Genomic DNA, 22,664 nt, shown 5'->3' on the forward strand with positions numbered 1-22,664 from the left:
CTGCGGGCAAACCCTATTGCATGATGATGTTTAGATATCTAAGATAGAGGTAGGGTTCATGACAAACGTCCTCGCAGTGTCATGAGTTAGAAATTCGCATACAAAACTTTGGCCAGCCATTCGTAGCCCATAACAAAACGGGGAGCTAGCTGCATCAACGAGATGCGAAGTTGAAGGAGAGGTCGATGAGTACGATAAACAGCTCTTTACGTCTGCTGGTCGAAAAATGGCTTGGGCCGACTCCGGCCATGTCGGCCCGGGTGACCCGGTTCGGCCGCATGAGCTCAAATCAGCGGCGCTATGTATGTGTGGAGGCATTGCGGCCAGCAGGCACATTGGCAATTTATTTCTTCCTCCACGATGACGGTGTGTGGTGCGTGTTTCCACCTGCGGTCGAACGTCCTGCGATGAGCGTTCATCATTTGCAGCGGGATTGCGGCTCGCTGATTGTTTAGCGAATTTTTAACTCACGACCTACTAAGGTGATGCAGTGCGCAAGGAGAAAGGAAATGAGTGAAGCCGGGGAGCAAGAGCTCGTGTTTTCACGGCTGGTCGTGCACGAGAAGAAGGAAGTCGCAAAGGGAATTTTCAGCTTCGAGTTGAGAGCCCCCATGCAAGGCGATCTGCCGCCCTTTACGGCGGGCGCCCATGTTATGGTGCGCGCCCCCAATGGCACGATGCGTAACTATTCGCTTTGCAACGCTCCGGCCGAGCGGGACCGCTACGTGATAGCGGTAAAACGCGACGCGTTCGGACGTGGCGGGTCAATCAGCATGACGGACGAACTGAACGTAGGGGACGGGATTGACGTATCGGGTCCGCGGAATGAATTCGAATTGAACACCCGAGCCACCGATTACGTCTTCGTAGCGGGAGGTATCGGAATAACGCCGATTCTTTCAATGATGCGTACCCTCAAGGCTCGCGGCGACGCCCGTTTCGCGCTCTATTACTGCACGCGAAGCCCGGACATGACCGCATTTCGCGATGAGTTGAGCGGCCAGGACTGGTCATCGCACGTCACGATTCACCACGACTTCGGCGACGGTGAGCGAGCCTTCGACTTCTGGCCGGTATTCGAGAAGCCTGCGAATAATACTCATGTCTATTGCTGCGGCCCTCGACCGCTGATGGATGCGGTTAGGGACATGACCGGCCATTGGCCTGAGGGTCATGTCCACTTCGAAAGCTTCGGCGTGGACTCGACACTTCTGGCTCAAAACGAGCCATTCCGTGTCACCTTGCATCGCTCGGGCAAAAGTTTTGAGATTCCGAAGGGCAGGTCGATTCTCGAGATCCTGCGCGATCAGGGCATCCGCGTTCCCAGTTCGTGCGAGAGCGGCACCTGCGGATCCTGCCGTACCGGGCTGTGCAGCGGTGCGGTCGAGCACCGCGACATGGTTCTTACTGACGAAGAGAAGGCGAGCCAGATCATGATCTGCGTTTCACGTGCCAAAGACTCCGAGCTGGTGCTTGACCTCTAGGTAGAGGATCTGGCCGGATTAGAACGTCCAACGGACGACATAGCTATCAAACTTTCTGGGAAACAAAAATGCTCACAGATGAAGAAAATCAATTGCTCTGCCGCATTGAAGGCGACGCATTAATGGGGCAGATGATGCGCCGACATTGGACGCCGGTCTGCCTGATTGAGGAGGTCAGCGAACCTGACGGGGCTCCGGTTAGGGCGCGAATTTTTGGGGAAGATTTAGTGGTATTCCGCGACACCGAGGGGCGCGTAGGCGTTATGGATGAGTACTGTCCTCACCGCCGAGTTTCCCTCGTTTTCGGACGCAATGAGGAATGCGGGTTGCGCTGCCTCTATCACGGCTGGAAGATGGATGTGAAAGGTAATGTTATCGAAATGGTCTCCGAACCTCCGGCGAGCCAGACGACGAAGAAAGTTAAGCATCGCGCATATGAAACAAAAGAATGGGGCGGGTTCGTTTGGGCCTACATGGGACCGCAAGACGCCATTCCGCAATTTGTACCCCCGCCTTGGGCACCGACGGCTGGCGTACGGGTGACTATTGCGAAGGCTATCCTGCCATGCAATTGGGCGCAGGTGCTCGAAGGCGCGATAGATTCGGCACATAGCTCAAGCCTGCATTCTTCGGATATCGTCCCTGCCCGTGTGAACAGCGCAGAGGCGAAAATGGACGCCACATGGCTGCGTCCGTCAACGGATAAAGCCCCGCGCATGCAAGTCGAGCGCACGACGTATGGCTTCCGCTATGCGGCATTGCGCCGTCCTATCCAGAACGCTTCGTCCCACGACTACGTACGCTCGACAGTATTTGTAGCGCCGGCCACTGCGCTCATTCCGCCAAACAATACCTATAACATTGCCAACGTCAACGTACCGGTCGACGACACGACAACGGCCTTTTATTTCTTGGCCTGGGGCGATCCGGACAATACCCCCGATACCGAGACGTGGCGAAAATACTTGGGTCAGCGCGTCGGGACGGATCTGGACGAACGGTACCGTCCCCTGCGCAACAGGGAAAATAATTTCTGGCAGGACCGGGAGTCTATGAAAAACGGTAGCTTCACCGGCATTCAAGGCTTTCCCAATCAGGACATCGCCATGTGGGTAACGATGGGTCCAATTTCCAATCGGTCAGAAGAGCGACTGGGAGCGAGCGATCTCGCCGTCGTCGAGTTCCGTCGCGTTATGCTGGACGCTCTCAATGCTTTCCAGGAAGGGGATACTGCGATCGGCACCGGTGAGAAGGCACCGCCGCGGGGGCTCTGCTCGTTCCAGGCGATAGTTCCAAAAGATACCGATTGGCGCTCGTTCGATGCTAGTCCAGTATGGGAGAAGCGCGAGGGCGTCGCCGCTGGCGAGCCGAACTATCAGGTCTAGCGCATATGACCACGCTCCATCGATTTTCCCAACCGTTAAGACTGGGTGTGGCTGGACTGGGGCGCGCGTTCTCGCTGATGTTGCCGACGTTCCTGAGCGATCCGCGTATCGTCTTGGCCGCCGCCTGTGACCCCCGAAAAGAAGCAAGGGAACAGTTCAGCACGGAGTTCCGCGCGCCCGCTTATGACGATGTTGAGGCGCTGGCGGGCGATTCCTCGGTCGACGCGCTTTACATCGCTAGTCCCCATCAGTTTCATGCGCAACATACACAAATCGCCGCTGCCCACGGCAAGCACGTTCTTGTGGAAAAACCGATGGCGCTCAGCCTTCTCGAATGCGACACAATGATCGAGACGTGCCGCAAAGCGAAAGTGCATCTGATTGTAGGGCATTGCCATAGCTTCGACACGCCCTACTTGAGGACCCGCGAACTCGTCGAGTCCGGACGATTCGGCACCGTGCGGATGATCCACTCGCTCAATTACACGGACTATTTGTACCGACCTCGCCGTCCCGAGGAATTGCTTACTGCTGAAGGTGGCGGGGCCATCTTCAGCCAGGCAGCACACCAAATCGATGTCGTACGTCTTCTCGCCGGCAGCAGGGCAACGCGGGTGCGTGCCGCGGCGGGTAACTGGGACACCGCGCGACCGACCGAGGGTGCATATAGCGGCATCCTCTGGTTCGAGAACGGTGCATTCGCGTCGGTTTCTTACAGTGGATACGGGCATTTTGACTCCGACGAATGGATCGGCTGGATTAGCGAGACTGGCTGCAAAAAAGGACCAGAGGCCTACGGGCTTGCGCGTCGACGTCTCTCGAATGTTCACTCGTCCAATGAAGAAACGCGCCTCAAAGCAGAGGGCACGTTCGGCGGCTCAGCATACATGCCTCCCACAGGCCGTTCAGACCGGTATCTTGGTGGCCACCACCACTTTGGACCTCTGATTGTATCGTGCGAACGCGCAGACTTGCGGCCTCTTGCCGACAAAATACTCATCTATCGCGATCATTGCGTTGAGCAACTTCGCCTCTCGATTCCCACTATCCCGCGGGTGGAAGTAATCGATGAACTACACGCCGCGGTGTTCGACGGAATTACTCCGTTTCACGATGGCAGGTGGGCGCGCGGCACGCTGGAAGCCTGCATCGCAATGTTGCGCTCGAGCCGCGAGCAGTCCGACATTATGCTTGGCCAAGCTGAAAGATAGGTCTGGGTCAGTAATGTCCGGTTAAATTTATAACAGATTCAGTTGGTTGGGATTGCGGCATTTCCGGGAGTGATGGACCAGGCCGCAAGGTGCGCGAAATCTCGGTTTTCGCGAACACAAAGACCGAAAGAATCTGTAGCAACGTGTAGAGCGAGGCATCGAGTTGAAGCTCCTTGTTGACGACGGCGATCAGCACGTAGGTGGGCACAGCGCGCCAGGTTTGGGTCTTCACCGCGTTCTCGCTTGTGCCGAGGGCTTGATGCGCAGGGGCTGCTTGATCCACTTGAAGAACCGCTCGACCTGCGAGCGATTCTTGTACAGCGCGGCGATGATCAAAGGTGGCAGCGTCGTTGTGGTCATGAACATCATTCTCTTGCCCGATTCCGGGTCCTTGAAGGGGATCCGCAAACGCTTCGGATAGTCCTGTGCGGAATAAATGCCGTGCCGGGCATCATGAGTTAAAAGTTCGCGGTACAAGGTTTTGTGCTTGATTGGCGCCGGCTTGTTCCAGTGCCTTCGAAGGACTATGCGAGCGATCCGATTTCCTGTGGCATGAGTTGCATCGCGGCTACGGTAATTGGGAGCCGACTCAACGGAAAATGAAGGAGCAGCCGATCGCTAGCACAGGAAAATCTCTGCGTTTGATGGTCGAAAATTGGCTCGCACCGGATCCGGCGATGGCGGTTCGAGTCACCGTGTTCAGGCACGTCCGCTCGCATCAGGGTTGCTATGTACGCGTCGAGGCACTGCGACCGGCGGGCTCGGTTGCAATGTTTTTCTTTCGCCACCGTGACGGCACATGGAGCGTATTCCCGCCTAATCCAGAACGGCCTGCGATGAGTGTTTCCTGGCACGGAACGTGATTACGGTATGGGGCGGACACCTATCAAGATCTATCAGTGATTGAAGTTCGCTTTGAACAAACGACGCCCAAAGATGCGCAGGATCTGGTCGCGATTAATGCAATGAGCGCAAGGATTCGCGCCAGCCACTGCGCACGTAAAGTTCCCGTCTCAAGGTTGTTGACCTCGGTCCCGTTGACGAACGCGAACCGGTACCGGTAGCAAGACGAAAGAGTGCGTCCGCGAAAATTGGGCGATGGCACGCGGCGCGCTCACTAAACCCCGCATTCTTTTGAAGTATCCGCTGTCAGGAGAACGTCATAGCGGCGAACCGCCGCAGAAGCGGTCGAAGAGGCCTTAGGTTCTCCCGCAGATGATCGTAGACGCGAACCATAGGTAAAGCCGCTCGAACGTCCCTTATCGGTCGCGGCGTACCAACCGCTGGGTTGCGGAACAGAACGCTCGACTATCCAGTGTGTGGTCGAGAGCGCTGCCGCTAATGAGCCGACGGCGCGATTAGCGGTGTAACGCCGCGATGTCGCAGGCGTCATCGATTGCGGTTCCGAAGCATATGCTCGCTCACCTCGGCGAGATATGGTTAGCGCAAACGGGGGTCCGGGTGCTCACGAACTTGGGCATGGAGCGTTGCGCCTATTTGCGGCATACAGCGCCTTAATCAATCTCCGTGTTGACGATAAAGTAGGGCGGGACGTCGGGTCCCCACAGATACAAGGAGTCTTCAGGCGCGTGATCGCCCGCAGGCCACTCGACGCCCGCGTCGACATAATCGATGTGCGCCGAATACTCACTGAACGATCCCCACGGGTCACGGACGTAATGGAAGTAGTTCGAGCCGAGGACATGTCGGCCGGTACCCCAGCCCTCATGGTATCCGGCCCGCGACATCTGAGCCGCCCCGAGACCGACTTCGTCGACGCCGTCGACCTCCCATGCACTGTGATGCCAGCCCTTGGCGGAACTCTTTACGAAGGCGATCAGATGATGGTCAGAGCCATGAGGCGCATGGGAGAACGCGATGATGTCCTGAGATCTGTCTGATAACCTTACGCCAAGACCTCGGCGATAGAACTCGAGCGCGCGCGACACGTCAGGTGTAAATAAGAGGACGTGCGACAGTCGCCGCGGCTTGACAATCGCCGTCGCTGCTCTATTCGGCGAACCGCGAACGTTGGAAGGAACGTTGATCCAAGGATTCGGTTCCTTTGCGAAAGGCGTGGTCTTTGGTCCGACCTTCAGTTCAAGCAAGTTGCCATCGAGATCCCGGAACCAGACGCCTCCGTCGCCCAGGGCCTGCGGCGGCCGGTCTGCTCCGACTGCACCCGCCACCTCAAGCTGTTGTCGCAAGCTAGCAAAATCCCGTTCAAAGCAGCTCACCGACAAGTATGCCAATGCTTTTCGTTCGCCTTTGAAGATGCGGCCCCATCGGTGGCCATCCGTCGCGCGGAGCTCAAGGCCATGCGCATCGCGACAGACGTCTAGTCCGAAGGACGAAAAGAAATGCTCCGCGGCCTCCAGATCGGGCACCGTCAACGCAAAATGGTCGATGGAATGTATGGCTACAGCCGCGTGATCGCCAGGTAACAGATTAGACGCGCTCACGTTCGTCTTCTCCTTTGAATGTTCGGGATTCGGGACGCTCTTCAGTCCTGTTCATCGACGATAGGGTTGACGAGCGTACCCACCTGGGAAATGCTGACTTCACAAACATCGCCTGGCTTCATCAGCAAACGCGGCTTTCGCGCCCAGCCGATCCCGGACGGAGTCCCCGTGACGATCAGGTCTCCCGGTTCCAACGTAATCGCTTCACTGATAATGGAGATAATCGTTGCGACATCGAACAACATGTCGTCCGTGCTCGCTGATTGAACCACTTCGCCGTTCAGCCGCGTTTGCAGATGCAGGCCTTTGCCGCCGGGCGGGATTTCGTCCGCCGTAACAAAGTCGGGGCCAAAGCCGCCGGTCCCGTCAAAGTTCTTGCCGACAGTCCACTGCGGCGACTTGAACTGATATTCGCGCACTGACCCGTCGTTGAATACCGAGTAGCCAGCGATGCAGGTAAGCGCGTCTTCCTTTGCAATATGACGTCCTCCCTTGCCGATCACAACGGCCAGTTCGCCTTCGAAGTCCAATGAATCGGAGCAACGCGGTCGCACGATGGGAGCATCGTGCGCAACAAAACTCGTATGGAAGCGGGGAAATATGGTCGGGTAGTCAGGCTGCTCGTAAACACTTTCCGCAGTGTGATCCGCATAGTTCAGACCGATGCAGAACGTTTTCGGCGGCCGGCTCAGCGGCGGCAGTAGGGTGACGTCTCGTGGATCGACCCATACTGATCCGGGCATGCGCCCATACTCGACCAGATCGATACCGCGGGCGAGCAGGGATTCAAGTGATTCCGTGCCCACTACGCGGATCCGGTCGTCTTCGCGAACGCCGAGAGTGGCCTTTCCATCCAGCATGAATCGGGTGTAGCGCATCGGTATTTCCTTGCGGATTTTTGAGTGAACCGGGTTTGCCTTACCTTGACAGCAGGGGAAGGCATGGATAGATTATGAGTTAGATATCTAAGTTTAGCAAGCGGCTGAACGCAACCTTGGGGCCGGTGCTTACCCTATAAGTACCTAGTTACCCTGACGGTGTCGCAGCAATGAATTGGCGAAAGAATGGCGTCTAGTTTGGTGGGCCGAACGGTCGGCCGCTGTCCCTCTCACACTTCAAGATGAACGGCAGGCTCTATGAAAAAGTTGGCTATAAGCGTGGCATGTAAGGACTATGATCGGGTGCGGGCGATTCGCGACGGGCGGGTGGGCATCGAAGGTTGCGAGGTAACTTTTCTCGACTTGAAGCCCGAGGAGCTTTTCTTCCGCGCTTACAAGAGCACCGAATTCGATGTCTGCGAGCTTTCGATGAGTTCGTACATGTTGGCGCTGAGCCGTGGCGAGACTACGCCGTATGTCGCGGTGCCGGTGTTCGTATCGCGCACCTTCCGTCACTCAGCGATCTATGTGCGTGAAGATCGCGACATTCATCGACCGGCAGATCTCCGCGGTAAGCGAGTTGGCGTTCCTGAATATCAGGTTACGGCGGCGCTTTGGGTACGGGCTCTGCTCGACGGTGAATATGGTGTGACACCTGCGGATTTTGAGTGGCTTCGGGGCGGTCTCGAGGAACCAGGTAGGGTCGAAAAGATGACGCTCGACCTCCCGTCATCGATCCGAATTTCGCCAATTTCTGATGACACAACCTTAGACGCCATGCTCTCTGATGGCGGCATTGACGCGTTGATCGCGATGCGCCCACCCGGCTGCTTTACTCGCGGGCAGCCGGGTATCAAGCGCATGTTCGAAAACTATCGCGAAGAAGAGACGAGCTACTACAAGCGCACCGGCATTTTCCCCATCATGCACGTGGTCGGAATTCGGCGAGAACTGGTGCAACAGCATCCATGGCTGGCTAATTCGGTGGTCTCAGCGTTCACCGAAGCCAAGCGCGTCGCAGTGGAGGAGTTGACCAATCGCGGTGCGCTCGCAGTTACGTTGCCCTGGTTAGGTTCCCATATCGATGAGACTGCCGCGGCTATGGGTCGAGATTTCTGGCCGTATGGCGTGGAGCCAAACCTCCCGACTCTTGAGGCAATGGTCAAGTACGCCTACAAGCACGGTACAACAGTGCGCCAACTGAGCGTGCCTGAACTCTTCGTTCCGTCGACACTAGAACGCTTCAAGGTCTAGCACATCTCGCTGTCGTGCAGCGTTTTCGAGCAAATTCAATCTGGCGGAGAGAGCAAGTGAGTGCATCAAACGGAATCCGGCACGTGCCGGTTGCAATCGTCGGAGGCGGACCGGTCGGACTGATGCTGGCCATGTTCCTCGATCGGCACGGCGTTCGCAGCGTAGTCTTCAACACAGAGCGCACAGTACGCATTCACCCGAAAGGCAGTACGCATAATTCCCGCACGATGGAACATTATCGGCGGCTGGGATTCGCGGATCGCATCCGAGGGTTAGGTCTGCCACCAGATCATCCTACCGATGTCAGTTATTTCACAAGCTTCAACGGCCATGAACTGGCGCGCATTGCGCTTCCTTCTGAGCAAGAGAAGCTGAAGGCCCGCGATCACTCGGACAGGCTTGATCAAATCCTCGAGCCGATTCACCGCGCAAATCAGATGTATGTGGAACCCATCCTTTTCGACGAGGCGCAACGCCGGCCCAATATCGAACTGCGGTTCGGTTGGCAAGTTGATGAATTCCACGAGGGGACCGCTGATATCTCGCTCGCTTGCGTACACCAGGAAAGCGGGCGCCGCGAAGAATGGCACGCCGCGTACCTTGTAGGTTGCGATGGCGGTCGCAGCTCCGTTCGCCAAAAACTGGGAATTCGCTATGAGGGATTCGAGAATTTGAAGCAGGCGTTCTTCGGCGGCAAGATGGTATCGACCTACTTGCGAGCGCCGACGCTGTATCGGGACTTTCTCGGCGACAAGCGGTCGTGGCAATACTGGATCGTGAACCCGCATTTGCGCACGGCGATGGTGCCGCTAAACGGCGTTGACGAATTCTTGTTGTGGACACGCGACGACGACGACGACAATCCTCCGTCGACCGATACGATCCGACGGGTACTCCGAATGTGTGCTGGCACCGATGTCCCGTTCGAGATTCTCGCGCACGGCAAATGGACCGCTGGCGTAGCGTTAGTGGCGGAGCGTTTTGTTGCAGGAGCACGCATTGCACTGGCAGGGGACGCCGTGCATCTCTTTACCCCGACCGGCGGATTTGGCATGAACACAGGGGTGGACGACGCAGCCAACCTAGCCTGGAAACTCGCCGCGCTGGTGCAGGGCTGGGGGGGCGCTAGCCTACTGGCGTCGTACGAGGCCGAACGAAAGCCGGTCGCTGTCCGTAACACCAAAGCTGCACGGACGCTCGCGAAAAGCGTTGGGAGCGTACCGGTACCACCAGAACTAGCCGATGACAGTGACGCCGGTGCTCGCGCGCGCGCTGCAACAGGTGCGTTTCTAAGTACCTTTGGGGAGGAATATGCGTCGCTTGGGGTACAACTCGGCGCGCGATATGACGGCTCACCGATCATCGTCTCAGACATGCCCCCGCCAGCCGATGATCTTTTCAACTACGTCCCGTCGAGCGTTCCTGGGGGCCGGGCGCCGCATGCGTGGCTGGGAGAGGGCAGGGGAGCAGGCAGCTCCCTATTCGACGAGCTAGGCATCGGATTCACGCTGCTGTGCCTCAGCCCAGGAACAACCGATACATCGCTCATTGAGGCAGCCGCAGCCAAACGTGGCATGCCGCTAAAGGTGCTTCGGTTGGACGACCAACGTACCAGCGCGATGTACGGAGTCAAATTTGCTCTGATTCGTCCCGATCAGCATGTCGCATGGCGGGGTGAAACTTTGCCGGCCGACCTCGAGCATCTGTTATCCAGCGTATCCGGCGGGGATCGCGAGGCGGCAAGCACGAAATCGGAGCAAGGGCCAGCCTGGCCGATTGAAAGTGATCCTTTTCAGCACGGACGAGTCGGAGCAATTTCTTGAGCCTTAAATGATTTACGAAAGATGAATGGCGCTAGCAGCTGTCCTGAAACTGTTAGACGGCTGCGCCGCGCAAATATGCTTGTGCAAGCCATAAATGCAACACGGCAACTAACCAACCCGACCGTGGTGGAGACAAATGAGCAATAGGATCAATGTCCGCGAATTTCTAGATTCGCAGCGCTTCTCGCCGTATCACGGCATCGTTACGGTGCTGTGCTTCCTGGCGATGCTTATAGACGGGTTCGACAACCTACTGATGGGGCACCTCGCCCCAGCAATCAAGGCCAGCTTCGACCTGGAGGCGGCGCAAGTGGGACCATTAATCGGCGCCGGCCTGCTAGGAATCGGCATCGGTTCATTTACGTCTGGACCGCTTGCCGATCGCTTCGGACGCAAGTTGCTGGTCGTGGGTTCCGTCGGACTGTTTGGAATCTGTCAGTTGGCTTCCGCCTTCGCACCATCGCTCACTATGCTAATAGTGCTGCGCTTTTTGACCGGCCTCGGGTTCGGCGGAGCAATGCCGAACGCAATCACGCTCACCGCAGAGTTTTGCCCGAAGCGCTGGCGCCCCCTCGTCCTTAATATGTTGACGGTGTCTAACCCGCTGGGCGGATTCCTCGGTTCGTTGATCGCAGCCGCGCTTCTAGCGGGGCTGGGTTGGCGAAATATGTTCCTCTGGTGCGGTGCCGTTCCCTTGTTACTGGTTCCTGTTCTTTGGACATTCTTGCCGGACTCCGTTCGGTTCCTGCTGATCTCCGGGAAGCGCACCGCCAATGTCGAGAAAACGCTGCGACGCATTTCGCCACATCGCAACTTTAAAGGCGCACAGCTTTACATCGATGAGGTGAAGCTTGTCGGATCGCCGGTCGGGATGCTGTTCCGACAAGGTCTGCTTGCAGGAACAGTTGCTTTGTGGTGCGCGCAGTTCTTTAACATGGCGGGTATGTACTTCCTGATGAGTTGGCTACCGACTTTGATCCATGCCGCTGGTCTGCCCATGCGTAGCGCGTCATTAATGACTGCGCTGCTGATGGGTGGCGGGGTGCTCGGTTGCGTCGCTGATGGCTTCTTGATGTCCCGGTTCAACGCGTATCGTGTGATCGCCGCGCTGGCGCTGGCTACAGCGGTACTCTGCGTCGCCTTCGGGCAAGTGGTGCAGACGCCGTCACTGATCGGCGGCGTAGCGTTTGTCACCGGCTTCACGGTCTGCGCTGCCGTTGGCGGCATGAACTTTGTTGCCGCCGACTTTTATCCGACGGCAAATCGCGCCACGGGCGTCAGCTGGATGCTTGGAATCGGCCGACTTGGATCTGTCGGCGGCGTTATGGCCGGAGGCCTGATGCTGAGCGCACACTGGGATCTGGCTACGCAGTTCATAATTGCCTCAGCGACCTTCGTGATCGCCGCTGCTAGCATCTTCACGATGCGTCATGTCGCCTCCGGCGGAGCCGGTGTTGACACGGCCACCACCGTGCCGTCGGATCCCTTGGTGCGCCCGAACAGTCAATAGAGAGTCCTGGCATCGCAGGACGAGAGGCTTGCGTTACACCCGCGACGGGGAGCTGACGGGAACGCCATGTCGACTTGTGAGCTATCGCCCCTCATTACATTTCAATACGATAATTAGGATACTTAATGACAAAATCATCCTGGCGCTTGCCTGCACGGCTAGCGTAGCGGTAGCGCATGCCCAAAGCGGTGTGACCCTTTACGGCCTGATCGATAATGGATTGAATTATCAAAGCAACGCAGGAGGCAAACGCCTGTACAACATGTCGGCAGGCGAACTGAACGGCAGTCGTTGGGGCTTGCGTGGTACGGAAGATCTGGGCGGCGGGCTGGCAGCGATATGCGTACTCGAGAATGGCTTCGATGAAAACACCGGCAAGCTCGGACAAGCCGGGCTCCAGTTCGGCCGGCAGGCGTATGTTGGCGTCGTCAGCGGCGTTGGCGCCGTAACGCTCGGTCGTCAGTACGACTCGATCGTTGACTACGTCAATCCGTTCGCCGCGGCAAATACGTGGGGAGGAACCTTCCTCGCGCATCCTGGCGACGTCGATCAGCTCGCGCACACCAATCGCACAAACAATTCGGTCAAATTCAAAAGCCACGATATCGGAGGATGAAGTTTTGGGGGGTGTACAGCTTAGGTGGTGTAGCGGGCGACTACACGCGCAACCAGATCTTCTCCCTAGGCGCAGGTTATAGTCGCGGTCCATTCAGCGCGGGCATTGGTTATCTGAACGTTCGAGATCCCAATGTGTCTTTTTGGGGTAACACCGGCGCACCAGCGGCTGTCGTCGGGGGGATTCCGGGCGCGAACTTTGCGGGCTCACCGATCACCACGGGCTTTGCCTCCGCGCACACGTCGCAGACCATTGCGGCTGGCGCCGATTATAAGCTTGGCCAGTTTCTCCTTGGTGGCAACTATTCGAACACGAAGTTCATGGCGCTCGGCAACACTTCGGCCGGACCGGTACCAGCAGGAGGTATCAGCGGGACGGCGACGTTCAATACAGGCGAACTGAATGTCACCTACCAGGCGACCCCCGCTTTCTCGCTGAACGCCGCGTATTCATATATGAAGACGAGTGGTGTGACGGGATTCACTGGAGCAAAATACCAACAGGCCGCACTGGATGCGAGTTATTCCCTGTCCAAGGAAACCATTCTTTATATACTCGGTGTGTATCAGAAGGCTAGCGGTATCGATTCGACGGGACATGACGCGGTTGCGTCGATTTATACAGTGAGTCCATCTACGTCGAATCATCAGGGCATCATACGGGTTGGGCTGGAGAAGAAGTTCTAAGCTGGCATCAGTGCCCGCCTCTGTTCAACGAGGCGGCTAACAGGCTGCGCAAATTCGCATCGACGCGCGCACCTCCCGCCGGACGCGGCTGATACCGCGGCTTTTCGCAGCGCGCAGTATCAGCGCGAATTCAACGTGCATTTTTGCGGTTCGTGAGCATTTCGAGGCCTCGTGGCTGTCACTTCAGCCACTTCGGTCGACCTTCTTCATTTTGAATCCACGCACCATCACCTCCCGCATGCGCCCCACCGTCTTGACCCAACCAAACGACTGTTCAATGAGCTTGCGCTTTTGCTGCGAGAGCGCATAGCCGACCGTCTCCGCAATAGTGTCGACGGCCGAACGGCGATTCGACTTGTTCCATCAGTGCGCGAGGCGTGCGTGTCGTTGCCGCGCGTCTCGCCCTTGAAGCTGCTGCCACCGCCATTCTTATCGTCGTCGCGGCCCTTGCGCACGAAACTCTTGTGGCCCGATCAAGCCTAAATCAGCGTGCCGTCCACGCTGAAGCGCTCGCCCGACAGCAGCGGCTCGTTCTCGGCCAGCGCCACTACCACGTTGAAGAACTCGATCACCGCGTCATGCTTGATCCGCCGTTCTCGGTTCTTCGTGAACACCGTGGGCGCCTATACCGCACCGTCGATCGCCAGGCCGATGAACCAACGGTACAGCGCCTGGATCAGCATCGCGCGCAGCGACTTCTCCGGCGCAATACTGGGCCGCCCACCTTTGCTGTCGGCCTCGTATAACCGGGTCCCATCCTCGCCAGCGCCTCGTTTGCCATCTTGCGGATCGCCCGCAACGGATGAGACGCCGGAACGAACTCGTTCAGCTTTCTGAACGTGAACGGGCTCTCGGTGACGGTGTCGGTGCCGCGCATGGTCGTCCGCAAGATGAGGGGCTCTCAGCTCAACGTCCCCGCACGCTTTCCGATGATCGGTTCGCGAGCTATTTCAGCGGCCTGCTAACGCACCAGTTCAAATGAACGCGACTCGTTCCCGAGGCTCATGTTGGGCTTGCCGGGACGCGGCTGAGCGAGCGGATCACGCGCTATTGCTGGAAATGTTACGCTGAACAGCACAATGTCGTAGGGAGGTGACCAACCGGTGCCTTCCATGGCCTTACAGTCGAACGGCCGCTACCCGGTGCGCCATCCGAAAAAAGTCACTGGTGCAATGCAGCAAGTGTGCCGACGGTACTCCTAGCGGTGCAATTGCATGTCTTCCACACCTTCGCGGTATCATGGATCCTAATGAACGCTTGAGATTTGGACAATTTGATGGCACGAAAGAATGTGATCGCTGCAGATTGTAATAAGACGGGTCCGTCCGGCAAGTCTCGGTCTGAGACAGTCGAGGTACTGCGCCACTGGCACGATACTGTGCCTAATGACCGTCTCGCGCATCTTGTTAGGGACGCGTCGCGAGCAATGGTGCGCGCTTTGCAAATGCGCCTCACAGAACACGCCGTGTCTTTCGGTCATTGGACGTTTCTTCGCATCTTATGGGAGACAGATGGGCTGACTCAACAGGAGTTGAGCGCACAGGCAGGAGTAATGGCGCCGACCACGTTCGCAGCTGTCAGGGCGATGGAGGCGTTGGGCTACGTCGAACGTCGGCAAAGGCCAGACAATAAAAAAAACGTGCATGTCTTTCTCACCGCGGAAGGACGGGCACTAAAACGGAAGCTCGTTCCGCTTGCCGAAGAGGTGAATGATATAAGCGTCACAGGGCTAAACGACCGCGAGATTAATATTGCGCGGAAAGTACTGCTCGCTATCATCGAGAACCTGGCCGACGATGAGTCAGACTCAACCGATCCGAACCGCCGGGTATTTTCCACGCGCGAGCTAGGGCGGCTTATCGCAGAACGCGGCGAACTGTCGGAGGAACGGTGACGGGCTTGTCGAAAAAAGGTCGTGCGGGCAAGAGGGGTGCAACGCGGGACATTATGCCGGCCAGATGAACCGCGACGTGGGCGTGACCTGGACGCTCTTGGTCTTCGCGGAGTGTTGGTGAATAGTGCAGTCGCCAGCGTGCCAATGTGACGTTCTCGCTGACTGTGGATCCTGGCCGATGTCATCGAGTCGTCATCGAGTCGTTCTCAAGCAACGCGAGCCCGTTTTCACGTAATATGGTCCCGCGTGTGCGGATATTTTCAGCTAATGTATTTCGAAACGGCGAGGTAATCGGTTCGTGCGTCGGACGCTAGAGCTACCAGTCCATACGGTGTTTTTCTTCGTTCTCGCGGTCCCCCCGCGTCACAATGGTTGCCGCCGGGATAAAACCGCAATCGGGGCGATAAAGAGAGAACAAGTTGGCGCGTTACGGAAAGACATTCAAGGACGGGTCGGTGGCGAAGGCTTTGATGTCCACAGCCACCGTGAACCATTCGACTCAACTGGCATACCGCAGACCTGTTCGTCGCCGCTGCCGTGCCTGCAGCGCTGGCGCTTTTCGCAATTCTCTCCTTCTGGCGCTCCGGCAGTCTGCCGGCATCGGGCAGTGCGGCGCGATTCGGTCGCGCAAGTAGTGCCGGCGCACGCTGAATCGCTCTGGGATTTTCATCATGCATAAGCTATATCGCATCGGGCAGATCGTGCCCAGTTCCAACACCACGATGGAGACGGAGGTTCCCGCAATGTTCCGGGCTCGCGAGGTGATCCGCCCGAAGCGCTTTACGTTTCACTCTCGAGCCGCATGCGCATGCACAAGGTGACTAGGGAAGAATAGGCAATGAACAAGGAAGGTCTGCGGTGCGCCGCCGAGCTGGCCGACGCACGCGTCGATGTGATGAGTACGGCGTGCCTGGTTGCGATTATGGCAATGGGGCCGGGATACCATCGCGAGACCGAGAGCGCATTGACTGCAGTCGCACGCGCCAATCAATCGCTGACGCCAGTGATGACCTCGGCCGATTGGGTATTCCGACGGTGTCTACCGCCGCTTGTACGGTGCACCAGATGCTCACGCAGCTCGGCTTGGAACCGACGGCACCGGGCGCTGGCGCGCTGCTCAGCAATGAGTAGCCGCGCCGGCCTTCACGAACAGGCAAGAGGTCTGGCCGGGATCGCGAATATCTGAAGCTTCAGATATTCGCGATCCCGGCCGCCCCTAACGGTGCTGCCTCGCAAGTGCCGACCTGTCCGTCATTTAACGACATACAGCTTCGACGGCTGTGTCCGGCCATGAGAGAGCCAATCCCGAATTTTGGCATCATGCAATTGCGGCAGCGAACGGTCGGGAACGAGAGGGTCGAGAGAACACTCGAAGGTGACGCCTATTATTCTGGTTCGGTGAGACGCCAATCTCCGAGTCGAGGATAGGCGGGAAGAAGACGTCACCGTTGCCGCGTTGCTGTGGAGCTTGGACAGAGATACGAGCGGACTAGCCGTTTGCGAATGGTCCCCACCTCGGACGGAAGGATGTTCACGACAACCTCGGGCGGCCGACACCCTAACGGCACAATAGTCACAATTTTCGCTGCGCGCCATTCAGTCGTTCCGCCAGCGTATGCGCACCACTCTTCAAGATCGCGGCCTGATATTCATAATCGTCCCGTAGGACCATTTTGCTCGGATAAGCAATGCCGAGCGCGGCAACAAGTTCGCCGTCGCGCCCGATGACCGGTACGGCCATCGCGCCAATGCCAGGGACACGCTCTCCATCTGACGTGGCGTAGCCTCGCCGAAAAACCAATTTCAACTCGTCTGCCAATTCGCACGGCACCACGATGGTTCGGCTGGTGACACGTTCGAAGGGCGCCGTCTGTAACATCTTTTCGCGCGTGGCTTCGTCAGTGTAGGCAGCCAGCACCTTTCCGGCCGCAGTCGCATGGAAGGGGAAGTAGGAGCCGAAATTAGAGGCAAGATCGACCGGTACTGATCCGGCGATACCAAGCAGATAAAGGGGCTTGAGATGGTCAAGCACCGACAGGGTCGTGTTGAACCCACTTCGGTCTACAACGCCTCTAAGTACCGGGAAAGCCTGCCGCGTGAGTGGATGAAACTGCACGAACCGCGCACCAAAGACGTACGCCGATAACCCCACCGCATAGGAGCGAGACCTGGGATCCTGCTCCAGCCACCCCGCATCGCGAAAGCTTCCGAGCATGCGCGATACCTGGCTCTTGGGCAATCCGAATCGCTCGGCCAACTCTCTCACAGTCTTGCGCTCGCTGCCTTCGTTGAAGGCTTCTAGCAACCGCAACGCAGTTGTAATAGTTTTCATAGGAATTGCTGTAATTGCAACGCCGACTGATGGCGGCATGTCTCCCAAGCCTTTATAACGCCTCGCGCCCGCCCATGCAATCCTCCGTGGTCCATTGCATTTATTGCAACGCGTTCCTTTTTCTGGAAATTCGCCACCGATACGGGCGAGAATGACCACACCCAGTTAGATGCCTAATAAAAATCATTGGCGTTTGCCTGCTGGCCGGTTTGCCATCGGCGCGCAAGCTTGCTGAGTGGGTAAGACATGGTCGGTACAAGAGGCCGTTCAAATCAGGAGACATGTTATGCAAGCAGTCACACTCGGGCAAGCAATCGCGCCGCCCCTAAGTCATCTACGATCGGTCGCTATCCGCCGCCAGCGGGTTTCGCTGAGTGTCACCGTTGCACTTCTGGTAGCTCACTTTGCATTCGTGTGCTCGATTGCGTACTACAAGCCGCAATTGGCGTACGAACTAATGCCCGGACTGTCCTTGGCAATCGTAGTGGGATTCTCAACCGTCGCGTTTGCGCTCGTACTGACCTTCGGATACGTCACGTGGATTGACCGAGTACACGACAAAGCAGTGCGCGAACTGCATACCGAAGCGGAGGCGAAATGAACGCGGCGACGGCAGGACGTGCCAACTTTGCTTCCCTGACTTTCTTCGTCTTGTTCCTCTGCTCCACGCTCGCCATAACGTGGTGGGCCGCGAAACGAACGAAGACATCCGACGACTTCTTTGCAGCGGGCGGCAGTATTGGACCGCTGCAGAATGGCGTTGCGCTGGCCGGCGATTTCGTTGCGGCGGCCGGTTTTCTTGGGATTTCGGGTCTCGTTTCGCTCGTCGGCTTCGACGGCCTGATCTACGCTATTGGGGGCGTGATCGGATGGCCGGTTATGTTGTTTCTGTTCGCCGAGCCGCTTCGCAATCTTGGTCGATATTCGTTCGGCGATGTGCTGGCATATCGGCTCGATGCACCCCGAATCCGTGTAGTGACTGGAATTACCACTCTCGGTATCACCATATGCTATCTCGTCATGCAGATGGTCGGCGCAGGGGATCTCGTCCACCTTCTCTTTGGTATGGATTACGACCTCGCCATCTGGATTATCGGCGGTTTCATGCTGATTTATGTCATCTTCGGTGGCATGCTCGCCACAACTTGGGTCCAGATCATCAAGGCGGCGTTGATGTCGTTCGCGGCGATCGTGATGACCTTTCTCTCCCTTCGACTTTTTGACCTTGACCCAATTACGCTCTTTGCCGCAGCGGCGGCACAGCACGGCGCATCTGTTCTGTCTCCAGGCAAGCTCATTTCGAATCCGCTGGACGCAATTTCCCTCAGCATTGCGCTCGCTCTCGGCGTAGCGAGCCTTCCCCACGTGATAATGCGATTCTTCACTGTGCCTGATGGCCGCGCAGCCCGTCGGTCCCTCGTTTATGCGACGTCGATCATCAGCATCTTTCTGATGCTGACGTTCATCCTCGGCTTCGCTGCGATGCAACTCGTTGGAACGGCGGAGATATCGGGTATGGATCGCGGCGGAAACATGGCGATTCCGCTACTCGCCGAGAAGCTAGGCGGCCCCTCATTCCTTGGCTTCATCTGCGCAGTGTCCTTCGCGACGATCCTGGCTGTCGTCTCTGGCCTCCTCATCACTGGCGCGGCCACTGTGTCGCACGATCTGTTCGACGCTGTTTGGAAAAAGGGTCGAGGTTCGCAGAAGCAAATCATGCTGGTTGCGCGATTGGCGACGGTCGCCCTGGCACTAGTGGCAATCATCCTCGGGCTGGTGCTGCGCGGGCAGAACGTGGCTTTCCTAGTAGGACTCGCGACTTCAGTCGCAGCGGCAGCAAATTTCCCGGCCATATTCCTGGCGATCTACTGGAAGCGCTACACGGTCGCAGGAGCTGTGTCAGGAATGCTCGTCGGACTCGCGTCGAGCCTGCTGTTCATCTACTTCTCCCCAACCATCCAGATGGACGTCCTCAAGCATTCGAGTGCGTTGCTGCCTCTGCGCAATCCCGCAATAGTGTGTGTGCCGCTCAGCTTTCTGGTCAGCGTCATAGCTTCTCTGCTCACGCAGCGCAGCAACAACACACAGCGTTACGAACAGATCGAGCGACGAATTCTTCTGGGTGCCACGGAGTCTTGAATGTCAGATATGTTTGTGAATTATGGTGCCCGGGCGCGTATCGGCGTATTGCTTCCGTCTGGAAACATGGCTGCCGAACCCGAACTCACTGCCATGATGCCCGAGGGCGTCGCGTGTCACATCACAAGGCTTCCGCTGAAGGGAAGCAGCCGGGAAGATCTTCTCGGCATGACAACGCACGTCGAGTCAGCCGCATCTCTGTTGAAAGATATGCAACCGCGTCTCCTCGTATTCCATTGCACGGCTGTTTCGACGTGGGATACGTCGATGGACGACTCACTCTGCGAACGCATTCAGACCGCGACTGGAATTCGGGCTATCACGACGGCTAAAGCAATCGTTGAGGCTCTGCGCCATGTGGGCGGCAAAAGGATCGTGCTCCTGACGCCGTACATCGAGGAGATCAACACGCGTGAAGTGGCGTACTTGTGCCAACACGGAATCGATGTCGCGGAGTATCACGGCCTTGGGCTTCATGCACCCGACGAGATGATGGCGATCGAGCCCGAGTCGTGGCTTGAGTTCGCGCTGAAGCATCGCGATGACAGTGCCGACGCGTATCTTATCAGTTGCGCCGCCATCCGCACGCTTGGCGTCATTGACGCTATGGAAAAGGTGTTGGGCCGTCCTGTGATCACGAGCAATCAAGCGATGGTATGGCACGCACTTCGTGTATCAGCAATAGACGATAGTGTTCATGGCGCGGGTAGCCTGTTGTTACGCCCGGGCAAGTGAGCCATCTTCAACTGCAGCCTCACGGCCGCATTTTATGTTCGAACTTTTATCAGGAGACGACATGTCAACACACACGACGCGCGAAGTCGCACCTATCGCCAATAGTGCAAAAGAGTGGCGGGATGCTATGGTGAAGATGGCGGAGAAGAAGACGCCGAGTTTCTTTCATATCCGTGCCCGCTTGCCCCTACAGGGACGCACTAACCAGGTTCTTGGCGCCTCTCCGTACATGAACGTAGTATTGAAAACCTACGCAAGCGGCGGCGAAAACGAAATTCACGCCCATACGAACGAGGACCATGTCTTTGTCGTCTTTCAAGGTGGCGCCACCTTTTTAGGTCCGCGTGGGGAGCAACGGCTCGTAGGCAAGAATGACTGCGTACTGGTGCCCGCAGGCGCGCTCTATTCGTTCCATGCCAACGAAGGAGAGCCGCTAGTCATGCTCCGCGTAGGAGCTGCCATTGATCCAACGACGGACGTACTTGCCCGCGTGGATGAGCACGGGCAGCCGTTCGACGGTTACTCCGAGAAGAACAAGGAGGTTGAGATCGTGCTTGACGAAAATGCATGGTTCGAATGAAGCCGATTCCCGCCAACTGTGTTTCCCGTCGCTAACTGGCGCCTGAGAGCCAGCGCCGCGGGCGCAGATTTACATAACGCAATTTACTGGATTATCTATGCTAGATCTCTGCCAACCTCCTCTTTCGTTCATCCGGAAGCCAGCTTTTGCGTTACCAGCTGGCGCGACCGACTGTCACGTCCACGTTTATGGCCCGAATGCCAATTACGCAGTCGCACCAACTCGGGCTTTTGACGCTCCCGAGGCTCTCCCAGCGACGCTCGCGAGCGTGCTCGACGCGATGGGCGTCGAGCGCGTCGTGCTTGTACAGCCAAGCGGATATGGGCTCGACAATCTTCGGCACCTCGACGCCATCAAGGAAGTTGGCCGCCCTGCACGTATGATTGCATCGCTACGCGCCGATACCCCCGACTCCACTCTCAAGGAAATGAACGAACTTGGCGTTCGGGGCGTCCGTTACACGATTGGCCATGCGGGAGCGGCGCCCCTTTCCGAAATGCCTTCGCTTGCAAGACGCATCGCTGATTTCGGCTGGCATATCCAGTTGCATGTGATGAGCGATGGTGGCGGTAGCCCACTGACAGAAATGGAGCAGGTCCTCCTCGAACTTCCCACGGACGTTGTAATTGACCATCTTGGGTCCCTTCGTCCGGAACGAGGACTTTCGCAACCGGGCTTCGAGACGCTAATGCGACTTGTCGATGCAGGCAAGTGCTGGGTGAAGCTGTCCGGTGCTTACCGCGTTTCGGCCACACCGCCGTATGTGGACATGGTTCCTTTCGTCGCTCAGCTTCTCTCCATGCGTGCAGACCGCCTCGTCTGGGCCAGCGACTGGCCTCATGTGGCTTTCAAAGGGATCATGCCCAATACAACCGATCTGCTTGATCAGTTGCTGACGTGGATACCTGATGAGGCCCAGCGCAATACCGTACTGGTCGACAACCCTGCCAAACTTTACGGGTTTTGATGCGCTATTGACGATGGTTGCTTGCTGCGTGGCGAGTGGTCATGGTTCACGCGGCAGCGCCATATTGGTTCTCAAAATAGCTCGTCCGAGCAAGGAGACGCCTTCGAGAGGCACGAAGGCAAGTCTTCCCGAAGGTCCGCGCTAGCACGTTGTTTGCTGATGCCTCTCATCACCAGAACTACTTCCTGTTCCTTCGCGGGAAGCCAAGACAACCTGCCATTGTCTAAATCAGGAGCCGGATCGCGGTGACAGACGTGCCATCAGAAATTTCCGCTGTGCTGCTCGTACATGCCGAGCGCCATCGTCACCACGCCGGGCAGGTTGCCTCCAGATTCCTCGATCAATGGCCCTTTCTCAAATGTGATACAGGATCAACGAGTGCGCAACAGGCCAGAGCAGGTACGCGAGGATCACGGCGGATTGGTAACGTAGTCGCTTGACGACACGTGCCACAACCGAATACAGGTCCCGCTTCATCGATTGCATGATTTGTTTGGCGATTGGTAGCATGCCGGCCGTCGTATCGTGACCTCTGCGGCGAGAGGACGCCCTGCGCCTTGTTTTCTAGCTGGTACGTAAACGTGACAACAGTAGTTCGTTTCTCGCCGGGTTTGTCCTTAGTGATTTGCGCCGTGCATCTATCTAAACTGCATAATTAGCTATCTAATATAGTCGTAAGAAATCCACCCCGATCAATAAGTGGATTGT

The 22,664-nt window shown here is 57.3% G+C and carries 16 protein-coding genes and 4 pseudogenes; 15 read left to right on the forward strand and 5 right to left on the reverse strand.

Features of this window, described 5'->3' with window-relative positions; genetic code table 11:
- Positions 1–185: 185 nt before the first annotated feature.
- From OKW40_RS03540 to OKW40_RS03555, 4 genes are all read left to right on the forward strand, one after another.
- Positions 186–455 carry a hypothetical protein gene (locus OKW40_RS03540; RefSeq protein WP_429488207.1) on the forward strand — a complete coding sequence of 90 codons (270 nt, stop codon included), beginning with the start codon at positions 186–188 and terminating at the stop codon, positions 453–455.
- 54 nt (positions 456–509) lie between these two features.
- Entirely contained in the window at positions 510–1,484 is a 975-nt protein-coding gene (locus tag OKW40_RS03545; RefSeq protein ID WP_429488209.1) for a PDR/VanB family oxidoreductase, read from the forward strand.
- Between the two features lie 68 nt (positions 1,485–1,552).
- Complete coding sequence (locus tag OKW40_RS03550) at positions 1,553–2,869, forward strand: Rieske 2Fe-2S domain-containing protein (RefSeq protein WP_429488211.1); 1,317 nt, start codon at positions 1,553–1,555, stop codon at positions 2,867–2,869.
- A 5-nt stretch (positions 2,870–2,874) separates the two neighbouring features.
- On the forward strand, positions 2,875–4,080 hold the full coding sequence (locus tag OKW40_RS03555; RefSeq protein WP_429488213.1) for a Gfo/Idh/MocA family protein: 1,206 nt from the start codon (positions 2,875–2,877) through the stop codon (positions 4,078–4,080).
- Between the two features lie 27 nt (positions 4,081–4,107).
- Here the strand turns inward: OKW40_RS03555 and OKW40_RS03560 are convergent.
- From OKW40_RS03560 to OKW40_RS03570, 3 genes and pseudogenes are all read right to left on the reverse strand, one after another.
- A pseudogene (locus OKW40_RS03560) lies at positions 4,108–4,617 on the reverse strand (transposase).
- A gap of 977 nt (positions 4,618–5,594) precedes the next feature.
- Complete coding sequence (locus OKW40_RS03565) at positions 5,595–6,542, reverse strand: VOC family protein (protein WP_429488215.1); 948 nt, start codon at positions 6,540–6,542, stop codon at positions 5,595–5,597.
- 41 nt (positions 6,543–6,583) lie between these two features.
- Entirely contained in the window at positions 6,584–7,420 is an 837-nt protein-coding gene (locus OKW40_RS03570) for a fumarylacetoacetate hydrolase family protein (protein ID WP_429488217.1), read from the reverse strand.
- 258 nt (positions 7,421–7,678) lie between these two features.
- Between OKW40_RS03570 and OKW40_RS03575 the strand changes: the two genes are divergently transcribed.
- The 4 genes and pseudogenes from OKW40_RS03575 (at position 7,679) to OKW40_RS03590 (ending at position 13,309) form a co-directional block, all read left to right on the forward strand.
- Positions 7,679–8,674, forward strand: coding sequence for an ABC transporter substrate-binding protein (locus OKW40_RS03575; RefSeq protein WP_429488219.1), 996 nt, complete (start codon positions 7,679–7,681; stop codon positions 8,672–8,674).
- Positions 8,675–8,730: 56 nt separating this feature from the next.
- Entirely contained in the window at positions 8,731–10,497 is a 1,767-nt protein-coding gene (locus OKW40_RS03580) for an FAD-dependent monooxygenase (protein ID WP_429488221.1), read from the forward strand.
- Between the two features lie 136 nt (positions 10,498–10,633).
- Complete coding sequence (locus tag OKW40_RS03585; protein ID WP_429488223.1) at positions 10,634–12,007, forward strand: MFS transporter; 1,374 nt, start codon at positions 10,634–10,636, stop codon at positions 12,005–12,007.
- 118 nt (positions 12,008–12,125) lie between these two features.
- Positions 12,126–13,309: pseudogene (locus OKW40_RS03590) on the forward strand (porin).
- Between the two features lie 192 nt (positions 13,310–13,501).
- Here the strand turns inward: OKW40_RS03590 and OKW40_RS03595 are convergent.
- Positions 13,502–14,186 (reverse strand): annotated as a pseudogene (locus OKW40_RS03595) (transposase); the annotation flags it as partial.
- Between the two features lie 399 nt (positions 14,187–14,585).
- Here OKW40_RS03595 and OKW40_RS03600 point away from each other — a divergent pair.
- Both OKW40_RS03600 and OKW40_RS03605 read left to right on the forward strand, forming a co-directional pair.
- Positions 14,586–15,203, forward strand: coding sequence for a MarR family winged helix-turn-helix transcriptional regulator (locus tag OKW40_RS03600; RefSeq protein WP_429488225.1), 618 nt, complete (start codon positions 14,586–14,588; stop codon positions 15,201–15,203).
- Positions 15,204–15,874: 671 nt separating this feature from the next.
- A pseudogene (locus OKW40_RS03605) lies at positions 15,875–16,221 on the forward strand (Asp/Glu racemase); the annotation flags it as partial.
- 555 nt (positions 16,222–16,776) lie between these two features.
- On the opposite strand, the gene OKW40_RS03610 reads toward OKW40_RS03605, so the two are convergent.
- Positions 16,777–17,574 carry an IclR family transcriptional regulator gene (locus OKW40_RS03610; RefSeq protein ID WP_429488226.1) on the reverse strand — a complete coding sequence of 266 codons (798 nt, stop codon included), beginning with the start codon at positions 17,572–17,574 and terminating at the stop codon, positions 16,777–16,779.
- 247 nt (positions 17,575–17,821) lie between these two features.
- Here OKW40_RS03610 and OKW40_RS03615 point away from each other — a divergent pair, with 247 nt between their 5' ends.
- From OKW40_RS03615 to OKW40_RS03635, 5 genes are all read left to right on the forward strand, one after another.
- Complete coding sequence (locus OKW40_RS03615) at positions 17,822–18,136, forward strand: DUF485 domain-containing protein (protein WP_429488228.1); 315 nt, start codon at positions 17,822–17,824, stop codon at positions 18,134–18,136.
- Entirely contained in the window at positions 18,133–19,674 is a 1,542-nt protein-coding gene (locus OKW40_RS03620; protein ID WP_429488230.1) for a solute symporter family protein, read from the forward strand. Before OKW40_RS03615 ends, OKW40_RS03620 begins: the two co-directional genes overlap by 4 nt.
- Positions 19,675–20,409, forward strand: coding sequence for a maleate cis-trans isomerase family protein (locus OKW40_RS03625; protein WP_429488232.1), 735 nt, complete (start codon positions 19,675–19,677; stop codon positions 20,407–20,409). It begins immediately after the preceding gene.
- 61 nt (positions 20,410–20,470) lie between these two features.
- Positions 20,471–20,989, forward strand: coding sequence for a cupin domain-containing protein (locus tag OKW40_RS03630; protein WP_429488234.1), 519 nt, complete (start codon positions 20,471–20,473; stop codon positions 20,987–20,989).
- 97 nt (positions 20,990–21,086) lie between these two features.
- Positions 21,087–21,956: an amidohydrolase family protein gene (locus OKW40_RS03635; protein WP_429488235.1), complete on the forward strand. Its 870-nt coding sequence runs from the start codon at positions 21,087–21,089 to the stop codon at positions 21,954–21,956.
- Positions 21,957–22,664 lie beyond the last annotated feature (708 nt).

This window comes from Paraburkholderia sp. RAU6.4a (assembly GCF_050435625.1).
In the GTDB taxonomy this organism is placed as follows: Bacteria; Pseudomonadota; Gammaproteobacteria; order Burkholderiales; family Burkholderiaceae; genus Paraburkholderia; species Paraburkholderia tuberum.